Source organism: Niameybacter sp. (assembly GCF_036655075.1).
Classification (GTDB): Bacteria; Bacillota; Clostridia; order Lachnospirales; family Cellulosilyticaceae; genus Holtiella.
This window is the reverse complement of the sequence record NZ_JAVVQU010000022.1, coordinates 1-14,751: the sequence shown is the minus strand read 5'-3', so window position 1 is coordinate 14,751 and position 14,751 is coordinate 1. Positions and strand designations below refer to the sequence as shown.

The following is a 14,751-nucleotide window of genomic DNA, read 5'->3' as shown; positions in this document are numbered from 1 at the left end:
AAATACTGTCCCCATTAAAAGATCATAAGCTGTATTGAGTATAGTATTAAACATATTTGCTACACCCATCTTTTGACTAAGTAAAAAAAGGCCCCCAAAGGTGAAAATGAGGCAAAGCACACCTTCTACACTTACGGCCTTTTTCAGTATGTAACCTATCTCTTGATTGTTTTCTTCCTTATGTCTCATCTGTGCTGTCTCCTTCTAGTCATCCTTACTAGTCTATTTCCAAATATGCATGTAATTGCTTTTATCTACGCCTGCCTCTTCAAAAGTGCCCATACCTAATAAAGTATGTGTCGCCATATCCATTAGGTTATATAAAATAGGGCAGCCACTGCCTTCACCTAGTCGCATCTCTAAATTGAAATGTGCCTCAAGACCTATCTCTTTAAGTAAACGTTGCATCCCTACTTCTTTCGAGAGATGGGATGCAACCATATAATCTTTTACTTCTGGACAAAGTTTGTACGCTACCAATGCCGCTGCTGCTGCAATAAAGCCATCTATGATAACCACTTTCCTAGCATGGGCTGCTGCTAAATACACACCAACTAGTCCACATAGATCTAGTCCCCCTACTTTGGCTAACACATCCACAGGATCTCCTGCATTGGGGTGGTGTAAAGCAAAGGCTTTTTTAATCGCGCCAACTTTATTAGCATATACCTCATCTTTGGCACCTGCACCTTTACCTGTCACCTCTTCCACCTCTAACCCTAAAAGGACTGCAGTTACTGCCGCTGATGTGGTGGTGTTTCCAATACCCATCTCACCTGTTCCAAAGACTTGGTAGCCTGCTTTTACAAGTTGGCTCGTCTCTTCTATACCTACCCAAATAGCTTCTAATGCTTCTTCGTAGGTCATAGCAGGTGCTAAACTCATGTCTTTTGTCCCATAGGCTACCTTACGGTTATGAATAAGCGGATGGTTAAAGTCTGCTTTGACGCCGATATCTACAATGTGTATATCAGCCCCTGCAAACTCACTTAGCTTATTTACCCCTGTAATGCCTCTGGTAAAATTGTAGGTTACCGTTGCTGTCACTTCTTGAGGACAACTACTCACCTCTTGGTCACACACCCCATTATCACTGCACATAATCACTGTGACACGTGGTTTAGTCTGTACTTCCATAGTCCCTGCAACACCTGCTAACTGACTAACAAGCTGTTCTAATTTACCTAAAGACCCTACAGGTTTAGTAAGCCCATCCATATACGCTTCCATCTTTTTTGCCACTTCTAAGTTTAAAGGTTCAATCTCTTTGATATATTGTTCAAGTTGTACCCGTTCTCTTTTCATCCAATCAACCCCCGACTTATAATAATAAGATAGGTGAGCATCACCCATTCTATGAGCTGATGGGTTGCACCTAGGCAATCACCATTGAGCCCCCCTAACTTATGTCCAAACTTTTTATTAAGAAGAATAACCGTGCCAAAGACTATGCCTAATCCTATAAGTGCCTGTGTCCATGGGATAACCCCTATGCCGACACCTATAAAAAGGACTAAGTTTACAAATAGTCCTGCTTGGCTAATGTTTTCAATCCAAAGGGAGCCCATCCCTTGTGATACATTTTTTCCAATACTACAAATTACACAAATGGCAAACTTAGCACTTACAGGCACCCATATAATGAAGGCAGGATGGTCTTTTAAAAGGTAAAAACCAATAAGATGATATGCAAAGTCTATAAGAAGTGCCAGCACACCAAAAGCACCCACACGACTATCTTTCATAATCTCAAGGGTACGTTTGGCATCTCTATTAGCTCCAAAGCCATCAAACACATCACTTAATCCATCTAAGTGAATACCGCCTGTAATCCAAATCCCAGCAATTGCAGCTAAAAGTGCACCTAAGAGTGGGTCTACAAAAGCCCCAAGCTGAAAAATCAGCCAAGTCCATATCCCTATAATAAGCCCAATAAACGTAAAAAAGCACATGGCACCTTTAAAGTCACTAGGTTCTGCTGGCATACTCTCCTTTGTAATAGGAATACGGGTTAAGAATTGCATAGCTAAAATCCATTGCTTTAATTTTTTCATCATTTCAACTCTTTCTTTATGTGATACGCTTTAGTAGCTTTCCCTGGATAAGTCCATATACCAAAAGTCCTGTTCATAACAAGTTGCTACCACTATCCCTGTATGTATTTTAAACTTCCAAAACATATCTAAGTTACCCCCAAACATATAGCTTAAAGCCATACGAATGGTCCCTGCATGACATACTACAATGGCATCTTGGTCTGCTGCTTCTAGTTCTTTAATAAAACTTACCACACGCTTATACTGCATGCTAGCACTTTCACCCTCTGGGATGACATACTGTTGCCAATCATTATCCCATTCTATGCGCTCTTTCGGATAATATTTACCAATTTCATGGTAGCTCATACCTTCAAATACACCCATATTACGTTCTAAAAGCCTTGCATCTACTTTAAAATATACATCTCTAAAGAGTAATCCTGCAGACTCAATGGCTCTTGCCGCTGGGCTACAATAGATGTTGATACAGTCATTGAAGTTTGTTTGAATAGCTTTAATTTCTTCTACACCTTCACGGGTAAGTCTGACATCTATTTTACCATAATAGTTATTTTTTTCATTTTGTTCAGTTTTACCATGTCTGACCCAATATATTTTCATCATTCTCACTCCTTATATCTCATCTAGTGGAAAGTTCACCTAGTGCCTGTATTAAAACTTGATTTTTGGCATGGTCTTTAATACCAATACGGTAATGAGTTTCACTCAAACCTTCATAATTGGCACAATGTCGAATCAGTATCCCCTTTTCCATCAACTTTTCTTTTAGCTGTGCGATTGGTGACTTAAACAACACATAGTCGGCTTCAGAAGGATAACACAAAAACCCAAGTCGGGTTAGATTTTCTTCTATATAAAGATATTCGTTGCGAATAAGTACTTGAGTTGCCTTGGCATAAGCTACATCTTCTAAGGCTACAACCCCTGCTAACTGTGCAAGTCCTGATACAGACCAAGGCTGAGCTGCTTCTTGTACAGCTTGCTTAAGCCCAGTATCGCCAAAGCAACCATAGCCTAGTCTAAGTCCTGCCATGGCATAAAATTTTGTAAATGCCTTTAAAATGACTAAACACTTGTAGTTTCCTAGTTCTTGCAACAAGCTATAACCGCTAGGCACTTCTACAAAGTCCATAAAACATTCATCTACAATAAGCTTAATGTCTAAAGCTTCACAACGTTCAAGTACTTTCAGCAAAAAAGACTTAGGGATAAGCTGCCCCGTTGGATTGTTAGGGTTACAAAGCCATACCATATCTAAGTCTTGGGTTAAGTATTCTAGAAAATCTTCTTCTACATTGAAGTTATTCTCTTCTTTTAAAAGATACTGCTCTACCTTTGTACCTACTTGCTTAAGGGCAAGCGCATATTCTGCAAAAGTTGGTGCTAACACAAGTGCCCTTTTCGGCTTACATACATAAGCTAGGCGAAAAATAAGGTCTGCTGCACCATTGCCACAAAGAATGCTTGAAGCTTCTAAGTCATAGTGTTTGGCTATAGCCTCTGTTAGCTTTCTACAAAGTGGGTCTGGGTACTGAATAGCTAAGTCCACATTTTCAATAAGCGCTTGGCGCACACTTGGCGTAAGACCTAAAGGATTAATATTCACTGAGAAGTCTATTATTTCTTGTTCGTTACATTCAAGTTTTTGGGCGAGCGTGAAGATGTCGCCACCATGTATTAATGTCATTGTTTACTCCTTCTATTTTGCTATGCTCCTTGAATTGATTCCTATAGTATACCCAGCATCCAAAGGACGAGTGCTCTGATCGTGACAAAGAAGATGAGTCCTAATATACAAGTTGCATACATAAGGTGATTGGTTCTTCTGATGTCCTCCGTTTCTACTGGGCGGATAGGGTCACCAATGGTAGGTTTGGCATGTCTTTTTCCAAAGTAGTAGGCATCTCCTGCTAGTTGAATCTCTAGAGCACCTGCACAGGCCGCTTCAGTGTGCGCACTGTTAGGGCTTTTGTGATTATATCGGTCTCTTTTATAAATCGTATAGGCATTTTTAAGATTCATACTGCATAGACCACTGGCTAAAATCATAAGATAACCACTGATGCGTGCAGGTATGTAGTTGACTACATCGTCTAGTTTTGCCCCTACCGTTCCGAAGTATTGGTATTTTGCGTTTTGATAGCCAATCATAGAGTCAAGTGTATTAATCGCCTTATACATATAAGCTACTGGAACACCACCTAGTACTAAGTAAAACAGTGGTCCAATAATCCCATCTGAAGTATTTTCTGCCACGGTTTCTATAGCTGCTTTGGCTACACCTTGTTCATCTAATGAAGCGGTATCTCTTCCTACAATCATACTTACTGCATATCTTGCCCCTTCTAAATCATGTTTTTTGAGGGCTTCATAGACTTTCATACTTTCATCTTTTAAGCTTTTTGTAGCTAAAAGTTGATATGCTAAAATAACTTCTATAAGTAGTCCAAGTAAAGGATGCACACCCTGTGCAAGCGTAATAACTGTATAGGTTACAAGAAATGTAATGCCTACAACACCTACTACAAGTAGGCTTCCTCCTAGGCGTTCTCCTTTTTTTGTCTTTGGCAAATGTGTTCTGACATACTGCTCCCCTTTTGAAATCATTGTCCCAATAGCTCTAACGGGATGGGGCCAATGATGAGGGTCTCCTAGTATAAGGTCTAGCAAAAAACCACATACTGTAATTAAAATAATTGATTCCATATAAATCCTTTCTATCTTGTCTACATTCTTGTCATCTTTTGGGATTTACTTTATTTTACATGAAAAGCAATAAAGTTAAAAGGTCCATATAGTTATCTGTTGTATACGAAATGGTAAACTCATCAATTTGTCTAGCATTTGGATAGAAAGAGTATTTATAGGCATCTTCATGGCGATTAAAGACAACTTTTAAGTTAAAGACCTCTGGAATAGATACATTACTACTCCAACCTACTGTTTTGAGTTCACTAAGACTTTGTTTGACTGCATTTTCAATACGTTCTTTGGCAAGTTCTGGGTGAATACTGACCATACCACCTCCAAAGCCTTCTTGTACTGCTACTGTCTTAATCGTTGGATCAAATTCGCCCACTGTACGAATCAGCCCCCCATCTCCTGTGACTGCAATAATAGGTACACTAAGTAAGTAAGCGACGTAAGCATACAAGGTAAATTCACTTGCTGGTTCGTCATTTAAGTAAATCCCTCGAATCATCTTTGGAAAAAGTGTATGAGATAAAGGTGAGGTATTCGCAAGGCCATTACTATGATAACCAATAAAAACAATACCATCAAAGGTATCATCTAGTCCTTCTACCATATTATAAGGATGATTACTCCAACCTGACATAAGCTTTGCATTTTTAGGTAGTTGTTCTTGTATAAGATTATAGCCATTTCCATGTGCGTCTTTAATAACAAAATCTAAGGCACCTGCTGCCATAGCACCTTTACAGGCTGCTACTACTTCCCCTGTCATACGTTCACGTGCCTCTTGCGGTGGTGTGTCGTCTGCTAACTTCCAATTTGAAATTCCTGTAATTCCTTCAATATCTGCTGTAATAAATATACGCATAGCTAACCTCCCTATATTTTAATATTTAACTATAGTATACCAAAGCTTATCTATTATTTCTATTTATCTGTTATGTTTTAGGAAAAAAAGTAGTATAATAAAACGGTAAAATTCAAAAAACAGACAGAAAGGGTTATATTATGTCCACAAAAACTATTCCTACTCGTGATCAAGTTGCACTACAAGATACATGGTGCCTAGAAGATATCTTTGCAAGCGATGCTGATGTACAAGCAAGCCTCTCTACTGTGAAGGGATCCTTAGAAAGTTTCAAAGCTTATCAAAACCAAGTGATTTCAAGTGCTTCTAACTTATATGAAGTACTAAAAAGATCTGACCATGTTTCTGTTATCGTTGAGAAAATATATGTCTACTGTCATATGCGTCTTCATCAAGATGGTGGCAACAGCTTCTATCAAGACTTATCTAGTCAAAGCGAAAAATTGATGATAGACCTTGAAACAGTGACCTCTTTTATCAGCCCTGAGATGAGTACTTTAACCTTAGAGCAATTAGATACCTTCATCAGTGAATGCCCCGAACTTGCACTTTACAGACGTGTTATTGAAGAAGTCTTACGCCAAAAAGCACACATTTTAGATGCTAAAACGGAGGACTTACTCTCCCAATTTGGTGAAGTGACCAATGCCCCAATCAACACCTTTGCCATGTTCAACAACGCTGATGTTAAGTTTCCTGTCATCACCAACGAAAAAGGCGAAGAAATACGTATTACGCACGGGAGCTACACAAGCCTATTAGAAAGTCATGACCGTACTGTACGCCAAGCTGCTTTTGAAGGGATGTACAACACTTATAATAGCTTCAAAAACACACTTGCAACCAACTTTTCTGCCAATGTTACAGGCTATAGCCTTATTTCACGCATTCGTAACTTTGCATCCCCTGTTGCTTGTGCACTTAGTGCTAACAATATTCCAACCCAAGTCTACGACAACCTCATTACCACTGTAGACCATCATTTAAATCTTATGCATGACTATATGTCCTTTAGAAAAGAACGTCTTGGTGTAGACACACTTCATATGCATGACCTGTTTGTTCCCCTTGTCAATGACTTCAAAAAAGAAATTTCTTTTGATGAGGCATGCAGCATTGTCTTAGAATCTTTAAAACCTCTTGGAGAGGACTATGTGGCACAAGTTAAAGAAGCTTTTGACAACCGTTGGGTGGATAAATACGAAAATGAAGGCAAACGTAGCGGTGCTTATTCATGGGGTTGTTTTGGTGCACCACATCCTTATGTCCTTATGAACTATTCTAACAATGTAGACAACCTCTTCACTTTAGCACATGAGATGGGTCATGCCATGCATAGCTACCTTTCTTCACACACCCAACCTTATCCATATGCTAACTACTGCATCTTTGTAGCCGAAGTAGCCTCTACAGTCAACGAAGCTTTGCTTATGCAATACCTTCTCAAAACAACAACAGACCCAGACTTCCACAAGTACTTAGTAAACTACTTTATGGAACAATTTAGAAGCACACTCTTCCGCCAAACCATGTTTGCAGAATTTGAAAAATCTATTTACACGCTTCATACCGAAGGTGCTACACTTACAAACCAAGTGCTTTGTGACACTTACTACAACTTAGTGAAAAAATATCACGGAGATGCTATGCATGTAGATGAACTCATTGCATTAGAATGGGCTCGTATTCCTCACTTCTACACACCATTTTATGTATATCAATATGCAACAGGCTACTCTGCAGCCATTGCCCTTTCACAGGGCATCTTAAAAGAAGGCGAAGCAGCCGTTAAACGCTACAAAGCCTTCTTAAGTGGTGGTTCTAGTCAAGACCCAATTGACTTACTCAAAATTGCTGGTGTAGATATGAGCTCACCAGCTCCAATTGAAGCTGCACTTAAAGTATTTGAAGGTCTCATTGCAGAAATGAAAACCCTTTAACCAATGCCACACCCCCATTTCAGCAAGACCCCTATACTTATTAAAATGAAAATGAGCAGAATGCTCCGGAGAACTCTGGACTTTCTGCTTTTTTTATTCCATAAACTATACACCAAGAGCATAACGCCTACTGGAAGCAAGGCATAACTATTGAACCATAGGATAATTTCTTTATGTTGCCACCAATCCATAAACATGTCTTCCATAATATTCATCCCAAAAAATCCTGTTACAAACGTTGGAATTACCAAAGCTGTTCCCACAACGGTCAAAAAGTCCATCTTACCTTTAGATTGGGCTTGGTCAATAAGTGCGGCATACTCGTGTATCTCTTGCATTTCAAAATCCAGTGCTTTGATTTCCTTCTCAATCATCAGTTGTCGCAAGAGTTCATTATAGATATAACTGCCCTGCACATCTACCGTCACTTCGTTAAAGTGCATCTGGCTAATAAACTGGATGTATACTTCGTATAGATCTTCTATGGCTTGCACCAATTCTACTTTAGGTAACTCTGCAATCCTAGCAATTTGATTACCAAAGTGCAGAAGTGATGCCTTTTGTGCCAATGCTAGTAGCACAATATGATTGTACAACTTGGTCTCCTTATTACTTGCAGTGACACACACTAGAGAAAATCGGCTCATACCATAAACCACTTTAGGCAAATCTAAGTAACTCTCACCTTCTCGCAATTTTTCTCTTCTGCTAAACAAGATAAAACTATTTAAAAATGTTTTGGAGATTTCTTGATTTTTAATTTGCGTTAGAAAGTAAGGATTGTTGTACACACACAGGACAAACATCCTATTTCCTAAAAGCGGTTCTACAAAAAGTTTATTGCGTTCTAGAAGTTTATAATCAAATACAAAACTTTTGCCAAAAAGCTGTCGCATCATAGAAGTCATGCATAATGGCTGCTCTCTATAATCTTCTGAGAATGTTTCTGTAATGATCTCATGGGCATTTAAGCAAATTGTTACTTTTTCTGGAAACAGGTCTTTGTGTGCTGCCCTTAAGGGGAGCATATAAGGGTAGACACTCTTACTTATACTATTAATGGCCATTATCGCTTCTGGCGTTTTGGCTTCGTAATTCTCACAGTATAACGTCAAAATACCTATTCCACTTTTATACAATCTGAGCTCAATACGCTTAAGCTTTAAGTCATACGCTTTATGTTCTACAGTCAAGGTTAGCTTACTCGTATGGTCTAGACCCTTTTTTTCATAAATCCGTACTAACTGCTGCTGTCCAATATGATACAGCATTTGAATGGCTGGCTTATAAAAGTACACATACTCGTTGTAGTCACTTTCATTTTTCATCTCAAATACAGATTCCACCCAAGAGTCCAATGTACTTAACATAGGATGGTCCATTTGCTTATGTTGTTCCAATGTGCCACGCCCATGCTTATTTTTCAGCTCCCATGCAAAGGGCAGTAAATACACATGGGTACTTATTACACCTTTTGACATACCCCATCACCCATCATTTTCTTTTTTATAGTCTTATGCGCTTTTATTTTCCCTATGCATAGAAATTTAACCACTTCTCAATATCTGTTACATCCTTTAATGCAATGTCTTAGTCCTTTAATGGTCTAACAACTGTAAGTATGCCCCATAGCCTTCCTCTTTCATTTTTTCTTTAGGTACGAATCTTAGTGCTGCAGAATTAATGCAGTATCTTAGTCCACCTAATTCCCTTGGACCATCCTCAAATACGTGTCCCAAATGACTATTGGCATTGCTACTTCTGATTTCAACACGATGCATGCCATGGGTTATGTCTTCCTTTTCATACACACTACTTGGCACAATAGGCTTTGCAAAAAATCTTTACGCCCAGAGCCTTTGTAATACCTATTATAATGAAAAGTATTTTTCTTATAATAATTTTGATGGTTTTCCTCTGCAGGATAAAATGTCGTAGCAGGTATAACAGGCACTACAATAGGCTTCTCAAATATACCTGAGCCTTCTAGCTCCTCCTTATAGTCTAAGGCTACTTGCTTTTGCGTCTCATCATGATAGAAAATAGCTGTTTGATAGGACTCCCCTCTATCATGAAATTGACCCCCCTCATCTGTTGGGTCTATACTTCTAAAAAAGATTTCTACCAATTCTCTATAAGGCAGAATATCCTCATCATAAGTAATTTGCACAGCCTCTAAGTGTCCTGTATGATGGCTACATACTTGTTCATAAGTTGGATGAGGCACGTGCCCACCAGTATAGCCCGATTCAATTTGAATAACACCAGGATATTCATCAAAAGGTTTCACCATACACCAAAAACATCCTCCTGCAAAAGTTGCTTGCTTCACTTGACTCATTACATCACTTCCTTTTTATATCTAGTACATACATAACTTTATTTAGTTTTCCCTATATATAGTCCTATATACTGTATAAAAAAAAGATAGTAAGCACATTTTATTTGGGCTTACTATCTTTTAGGTTGCTAGGCTTCTCCATCGTCACTACACGGACAAATACTATGCATCAAGAGTGCTAGTTCTTCTTTAGACAAAGTATCACAATACTTATCAAAATGTTTTTCTGAGCAAAAGTAGCCCACTTTATGATTGTATGGATTGCCTTCGATAGACTGATGACAGTACATACATTTTTTTAAGCCTTTTTCTATTTTGTTCATTCTACACCTCCTCCCTTGTTATCTTTTCTCTTTCACTTTTCTTGTGGCACTGTGGTTCATACTATTTGATTGTTATTACCACAGGTTCATCAAGTTTTACATTACGGGTAAAGTTAGGTGTCATGTACACCGTGTCATAAGGATAATCTACAAGTGGAATTTCTACATGGAACACCCCTGGTGTTTCTATATATTTCTCTTCGTCCCAGTATCCGCTCATTCCACTTGACCAACTATTAAAATAATATTCTTTCCCATCCTCATCATAATAGTTACTTTGCCATATTTGATAAGACACGTCTTCTTCATACTCCTGCCCTCCAAAAGTTAAAAGCCACCCTTTTTCTTTCCTTTGTGCTTGTTCAAATACTACATTATCTGGTAAGCCTTCTGCTTTAACATTTTTTAAATCTAATTTAATTTTTTGCCTATCTTTATCTAGCCATTCCACTCCTGTAATATACATAGTCAATGCCTTACTTTCTGTGAAAAAACTACTTTCTAGGCGATGTGAAGCCATCATTGGTGAATCGATCTTACCTGTTGCCGAAATACCATTGGCTATCTTATCAAACTTTTTACCTTTTTCATTTTCAATATAAAATTCTAAGCTCCTAATCCAGGCTGTATTGCTTTCCACATCCTCAAAGGTGAGACTCATATGAGTAGGATAAATCTCTGCCTGCTCTAAAATAAGATCTTCCCCATCCAACTTAAAGGGCTGATTAATTTGGATAGTCTCCCCCTGGGCAGTGTAATAAGGATTAAATTCTAACTTAAATGTAAAGGTACTTATATCCTGTGGGGCTTTAAATACGTTCTCTCTTGAAAACATATCTTCTTTCACAAATGATTCTTTTATAGCGCTCCCATTATCATGCACTTTTAATGTAAAATTGAGGCTACTTGGCATATCTACATCCACAAAATCCACGGTTATATAGTTCAGCGCTCCATTAGCCTTGTCGGAATTTCCACTTGAAATACCATATCCACCTAGCTCTTCCCCATCTGTAGACGTAATACAAGGGGTTGCATCCATAGCTGTATACACTGCAGAGTCCAGCGAATAGATAATATTCAGTTGTTTTTGGTCTACAATCACATATTCAATCTTGGCTGTAATCCCATTCAAAGTTTGCACTTGTTCAATAGGCTGTACGTACTTGTTCTCGACAGCTGCCGAAAGGGAAGGTGAAAAAGCTACTAATTTTGCTAATGCCTTCACGATAGGTATGTTGCCACAAGTATAAGCAAACACAGGTACACAATTGACAAGCATTGTAAAGGCTATTAGCACCATCAAACAAGTACTCATAGGAATTGCAAAAAACCTTTTAAAATAGCGTTCCCTTCTTCTTGCTTCTACCCGCTGCATTGTATATTCAAGCTGTATCGGGGTATTTTCTAGTTCCTCCATCAACTGATTATATTCTTCCTTCCTTTCCATTTTCATGCCTCCTCTCTTAATTCTAACTTCAGTAACTGCAACGCTCGCCTCTGCCTCGTGACAACTGTTCCTTGTGGCATGTCTAAAGTTTCTGCCACCTCAGATAATGTATAACCTGAAAAATATCTCAAGATAACAACCTCTCTTAGCTGAACTGGTAACTTGGCAATGGCTTCTTTCAATGGTAAAGCATCATAATCATAGGCCTCTTTTTCTAAGTGTGATGTTTCTATAGATGTTAATTTAGACATGTGCTTCAACTCTCTTTTACATTCATTAATCAAAATACGTGTCATCCATGTATTAAAATATTCTGGCTCTCTCAACTGCTTCATTGCCTTAAGCCCTTTATATACAGCTTCATCCACAGCTTCTAAAGCACTTGCTTCGCTACCTAGATACAAGTAGGCTATTTTGTAAAGCTGTTTTTTCAGCCCTTCCACTCTTTGGGCAAATTCCTTTTTGTCCATATACGACACTCCCTCTAGTCAACTTACTCTTCTATCTATTAGATAACCCAAACTCAAATTTTGATTGCAGTAAATTCCTTTTATTTTAGTATAGGTGATTTTGTCCTCTTAATTATAGCAATAGAAACAAAAAAGAAGTAGAGTGCAAATTGATTGAAAACTTTGCACTCTACTTCTTTTTAAAATGATAAAAGGCTTATGCCATACCATTTGCTACTTTATATTTGTAAAGCATTTCAGCATGATTTTGTTCTTCGATTTGGATGTCTGCTAATAATTTACGCACATCTGAATTTCCAAAAACAAATACATCTGAATTATATTCACCAGAAACCATTTTTTCAGTTCCTATACAGTCAGAAGCTAGGAAACAATCATGTTTTTTAGCATCTGATTCTACACCTTGTCCATAACTTGCTGTAGGTGTATACATTTTGCCTTTACTATCATTACAGTCACAACTTGGCACTTGTCCATTTAACACTTCTCCAAGAGATTGATAATGTTTTTGTTCTTCTTGTTGAATTGTGCTAAACAATGCTTTAAGAACTGAATCTGTTGCTTCATTTGCATACTTACCGTATTTTTCAATACATAGCTCTTCTTGTGTTTGTAAATCCTTAATCGTAGTTTTTTCTTTTTCAGTTAATACCATAACGAGTCACCTCACACTAAAATATTCATTTCAGTATTAAGATAACCAATTTTCCTATTTATATGTCCTCTTAGGCTTTTAAACAAAAGATATTTGATTCATTATTTTTATAAAAAATATACTTTTTATTGAATTCCTCAAAGTAATTCTATAGACTTGTACTATGATATTAATTTATTTACATACTAAAACAGTTTATTTTTAGTACTTTGCAACACTATTAATAGAAAAGTTTTGATTAAAAAATAAAAAAGAGAGGTGTTTTAAAACATGAAACCTATTAGATTCGGCATTATAGGGGCTGGCCATATTGCCCATACCTTTTGTAACGCAGTGCAATTAGTAGATGACGCTGAAGTTATTGCTGTAGCCAGCAAGACTCCTGGCAAATCTCAAACATTTGCCGAGGCAAATAATCTTCCTCACTGGTATGACAACTATGAAGCTATGCTTAGCTTGGAGGATATTGATGTTGTGTATATTGCAACTACCCATAACTTCCACTTTGAAAATGCCATGCTCTGTATTGCCCATCACAAAGCTATCCTGTGTGAAAAATGTTTTGTACTTACAGAGCAAGAGGCACGTACTGTCTTTGCAGCAGCAAAACAAGAAGGTTTATTCGTTATGGAAGCTATGTGGTCAAGATTTCTACCTGCTATTCAAAAAGCAAAATCCTGGATTCAAGAAGGTGCAATAGGCGACCTAGAACTGGCTCACAATATTATTGGGTTTAAGGCAGACGAAGATCCAAAGGGACGTATATTAAATCCCCACCTTGCAGGTGGTGCTATGTACGACATTGGCGTTTATGCCATAGAACTTATGACCTATTTAGTAGACCAAGAAATTCAAGAGATTCAAAGTATGGTGACTCGTGCCCATACAGATGTAGATAAAGTAGATAATATCTCTATACGCTTTGAGTCATGTATCGCCAATTTACAAGCTGCTATATCTATCTATTGTGGGACAGAGCTAAAAATCTACGGCACTAAAGGCTATATTGTTATTCCGAATGCACATTATGCAAGTGAATGTATGCTTTATAATCAGTATGAACAAGTGGAACATTTTGTAGCGCCTACCACCAATGGCTTTAGATACCAAGTTCAAGAAGTTGTAGATTGCTTACGTAATGGCCAGCTAGAAAGTAGTATCATGCCACATGATGCTACCATCCAATGTGCTGCTATTTTTGACCAATGTCTAGGCACAAAATAAGTTAATAAAAGCTTCTACATCTATCGGATTCATACCTAGAGATGTAGAAGCTTCTATTATTTTTCATATATTCACCTTAGTCTCTCCCATATTACACATCTTTGCCTCCTTAGTTCACTCTAATATTGTCTATGGCAATACTTTCTCCCTTGGAATTGTATAAACCTACCACTTCCTCAACATAAGTGGGAATAATCACTGCAAAAGGTTCATTTGGAACAACTTGAATGGTTTCTACCTCTGTCCCCTTCTTCACCTTAATGGCTTCAATCCCCTTGCCATTCATAGATACTAAAGCCATCCCTTTACCTTCGTAAGAAAATCCTTGTATCTGCGATTTCTCAATGCCCAAAGTTCCCCCTGATTTAAAGATATATCCATAGGTAAGAGGGTCTCCTGTTGTATACACCGAAAAAACTTGCTTATCAACGTTTGTATCATAAAACATTAATATTCCCATTTCATCCGTCACATCTTTTGCTACCTTCCAGTTTTCATCGATCTTTTGGCTTTTCCTAGCATCTTCCTCTATTCTATTACTTGAAACACCAATACTTCCATTGCCCCAAGCTATTAAAAAGGTAAAAATACTTATAATACAAATACTTACTACAGCTAGTAGTATCTTGCTCTGTTTCATCTTTCACTTCCTCCTGGTATCCGCTCATTAATACAGTGAAACAATCTCCTTCAAAATGTCTATGTTAATCTCCATATCTCCAAATA

Annotated in this window: 15 protein-coding genes and 2 pseudogenes; 2 read left to right on the top strand and 15 right to left on the bottom strand. The window is 37.9% G+C overall.

What is annotated here, in order from left to right; all coding sequences use genetic code 11:
• The 7 genes and pseudogenes from RRY75_RS07680 to RRY75_RS07650 form a co-directional block, all read right to left on the bottom strand.
• Window positions 1–189: pseudogene (locus RRY75_RS07680) on the bottom strand (hypothetical protein); the annotation flags it as partial.
• Between the two features lie 33 nt (window positions 190–222).
• On the bottom strand, window positions 223–1,305 hold the full coding sequence (cobT, locus tag RRY75_RS07675) for a nicotinate-nucleotide--dimethylbenzimidazole phosphoribosyltransferase (RefSeq protein WP_332527422.1): 1,083 nt from the start codon (window positions 1,303–1,305) through the stop codon (window positions 223–225).
• Window positions 1,302–2,054, bottom strand: coding sequence for an adenosylcobinamide-GDP ribazoletransferase (cobS, locus tag RRY75_RS07670; RefSeq protein ID WP_332493444.1), 753 nt, complete (start codon window positions 2,052–2,054; stop codon window positions 1,302–1,304). The genes cobT and cobS overlap by 4 nt, the downstream gene beginning before the upstream one ends.
• 30 nt (window positions 2,055–2,084) lie before the next feature.
• Entirely contained in the window at window positions 2,085–2,660 is a 576-nt protein-coding gene (locus RRY75_RS07665) for a histidine phosphatase family protein (protein WP_332493443.1), read from the bottom strand.
• A 19-nt stretch (window positions 2,661–2,679) separates the two neighbouring features.
• Window positions 2,680–3,747 (bottom strand): threonine-phosphate decarboxylase CobD, encoded by a 1,068-nt coding sequence (cobD, locus tag RRY75_RS07660; RefSeq protein ID WP_332493442.1) that lies wholly within the window; start codon window positions 3,745–3,747, stop codon window positions 2,680–2,682.
• A 41-nt stretch (window positions 3,748–3,788) separates the two neighbouring features.
• Window positions 3,789–4,766 (bottom strand): adenosylcobinamide-phosphate synthase CbiB, encoded by a 978-nt coding sequence (gene cbiB / locus RRY75_RS07655; RefSeq protein WP_332493441.1) that lies wholly within the window; start codon window positions 4,764–4,766, stop codon window positions 3,789–3,791.
• 55 nt (window positions 4,767–4,821) lie between these two features.
• A complete protein-coding gene (locus RRY75_RS07650; protein ID WP_332493440.1) occupies window positions 4,822–5,622 on the bottom strand; it encodes a M55 family metallopeptidase in 801 nt (266 codons plus the stop codon).
• Between the two features lie 140 nt (window positions 5,623–5,762).
• Between RRY75_RS07650 and pepF the strand changes: the two genes are divergently transcribed.
• Window positions 5,763–7,562, top strand: coding sequence for an oligoendopeptidase F (gene pepF, locus RRY75_RS07645; protein WP_332493439.1), 1,800 nt, complete (start codon window positions 5,763–5,765; stop codon window positions 7,560–7,562).
• On the opposite strand, the gene RRY75_RS07640 is transcribed toward pepF, so the two are convergent.
• The 7 genes and pseudogenes from RRY75_RS07640 to RRY75_RS07615 form a co-directional block, all read right to left on the bottom strand.
• A complete protein-coding gene (locus tag RRY75_RS07640) occupies window positions 7,559–9,043 on the bottom strand; it encodes a CorA family divalent cation transporter (RefSeq protein ID WP_332493438.1) in 1,485 nt (494 codons plus the stop codon). The two genes, pepF and RRY75_RS07640, sit on opposite strands and share 4 nt — an antisense overlap.
• 117 nt (window positions 9,044–9,160) lie before the next feature.
• Window positions 9,161–9,400: pseudogene (locus RRY75_RS14270) on the bottom strand (peptide-methionine (R)-S-oxide reductase); the annotation flags it as partial.
• On the bottom strand, window positions 9,352–9,855 hold the full coding sequence (gene msrA / locus RRY75_RS07635; RefSeq protein ID WP_442935406.1) for a peptide-methionine (S)-S-oxide reductase MsrA: 504 nt from the start codon (window positions 9,853–9,855) through the stop codon (window positions 9,352–9,354). The gene msrA and the pseudogene RRY75_RS14270, both read right to left, overlap by 49 nt.
• A gap of 176 nt (window positions 9,856–10,031) precedes the next feature.
• Complete coding sequence (locus RRY75_RS07630; protein WP_332493437.1) at window positions 10,032–10,226, bottom strand: hypothetical protein; 195 nt, start codon at window positions 10,224–10,226, stop codon at window positions 10,032–10,034.
• 61 nt (window positions 10,227–10,287) lie between these two features.
• The gene (locus tag RRY75_RS07625; protein WP_332527425.1) at window positions 10,288–11,676 is read right to left on the bottom strand and encodes a DUF4179 domain-containing protein; all 1,389 of its coding nucleotides are present in this window, start codon (window positions 11,674–11,676) and stop codon (window positions 10,288–10,290) included.
• Window positions 11,677–11,678: 2 nt separating this feature from the next.
• The gene (locus tag RRY75_RS07620; protein WP_332493435.1) at window positions 11,679–12,146 is read right to left on the bottom strand and encodes a sigma-70 family RNA polymerase sigma factor; all 468 of its coding nucleotides are present in this window, start codon (window positions 12,144–12,146) and stop codon (window positions 11,679–11,681) included.
• 196 nt (window positions 12,147–12,342) lie between these two features.
• Window positions 12,343–12,801, bottom strand: coding sequence for a ferritin-like domain-containing protein (locus RRY75_RS07615; protein ID WP_332493434.1), 459 nt, complete (start codon window positions 12,799–12,801; stop codon window positions 12,343–12,345).
• A 270-nt stretch (window positions 12,802–13,071) separates the two neighbouring features.
• Between RRY75_RS07615 and RRY75_RS07610 the strand changes: the two genes are divergently transcribed.
• Window positions 13,072–14,025: a Gfo/Idh/MocA family protein gene (locus tag RRY75_RS07610; RefSeq protein ID WP_332527426.1), complete on the top strand. Its 954-nt coding sequence runs from the start codon at window positions 13,072–13,074 to the stop codon at window positions 14,023–14,025.
• A gap of 109 nt (window positions 14,026–14,134) precedes the next feature.
• On the opposite strand, the gene RRY75_RS07605 is transcribed toward RRY75_RS07610, so the two are convergent.
• Window positions 14,135–14,665, bottom strand: a complete 531-nt coding sequence (locus RRY75_RS07605; protein WP_332527427.1) for a hypothetical protein — start codon at window positions 14,663–14,665, stop codon at window positions 14,135–14,137.
• Between the last annotated feature and the right edge of the window lie 86 nt (window positions 14,666–14,751).

What these genes read in the sequence shown, in the direction of transcription:
- cobT (WP_332527422.1), bottom strand. Translation starts at nt 1,305, where the DNA reads ATGAAAAGAGAACGGGTACAACTTGAACAATATATCAAAGAGATTGAA.
- cobS (WP_332493444.1), bottom strand. Translation starts at nt 2,054, where the DNA reads ATGAAAAAATTAAAGCAATGGATTTTAGCTATGCAATTCTTAACCCGT.
- RRY75_RS07665 (WP_332493443.1), bottom strand. Translation starts at nt 2,660, where the DNA reads ATGAAAATATATTGGGTCAGACATGGTAAAACTGAACAAAATGAAAAA.
- cobD (WP_332493442.1), bottom strand. Translation starts at nt 3,747, where the DNA reads ATGACATTAATACATGGTGGCGACATCTTCACGCTCGCCCAAAAACTT.
- cbiB (WP_332493441.1), bottom strand. Translation starts at nt 4,766, where the DNA reads ATGGAATCAATTATTTTAATTACAGTATGTGGTTTTTTGCTAGACCTT.
- RRY75_RS07650 (WP_332493440.1), bottom strand. Translation starts at nt 5,622, where the DNA reads ATGCGTATATTTATTACAGCAGATATTGAAGGAATTACAGGAATTTCA.
- pepF (WP_332493439.1), top strand. Translation starts at nt 5,763, where the DNA reads ATGTCCACAAAAACTATTCCTACTCGTGATCAAGTTGCACTACAAGAT.
- RRY75_RS07640 (WP_332493438.1), bottom strand. Translation starts at nt 9,043, where the DNA reads ATGTCAAAAGGTGTAATAAGTACCCATGTGTATTTACTGCCCTTTGCA.
- msrA (WP_442935406.1), bottom strand. Translation starts at nt 9,855, where the DNA reads ATGGTGAAACCTTTTGATGAATATCCTGGTGTTATTCAAATTGAATCG.
- RRY75_RS07630 (WP_332493437.1), bottom strand. Translation starts at nt 10,226, where the DNA reads ATGAACAAAATAGAAAAAGGCTTAAAAAAATGTATGTACTGTCATCAG.
- RRY75_RS07625 (WP_332527425.1), bottom strand. Translation starts at nt 11,676, where the DNA reads ATGGAAAGGAAGGAAGAATATAATCAGTTGATGGAGGAACTAGAAAAT.
- RRY75_RS07620 (WP_332493435.1), bottom strand. Translation starts at nt 12,146, where the DNA reads ATGGACAAAAAGGAATTTGCCCAAAGAGTGGAAGGGCTGAAAAAACAG.
- RRY75_RS07615 (WP_332493434.1), bottom strand. Translation starts at nt 12,801, where the DNA reads ATGGTATTAACTGAAAAAGAAAAAACTACGATTAAGGATTTACAAACA.
- RRY75_RS07610 (WP_332527426.1), top strand. Translation starts at nt 13,072, where the DNA reads ATGAAACCTATTAGATTCGGCATTATAGGGGCTGGCCATATTGCCCAT.
- RRY75_RS07605 (WP_332527427.1), bottom strand. Translation starts at nt 14,665, where the DNA reads ATGAAACAGAGCAAGATACTACTAGCTGTAGTAAGTATTTGTATTATA.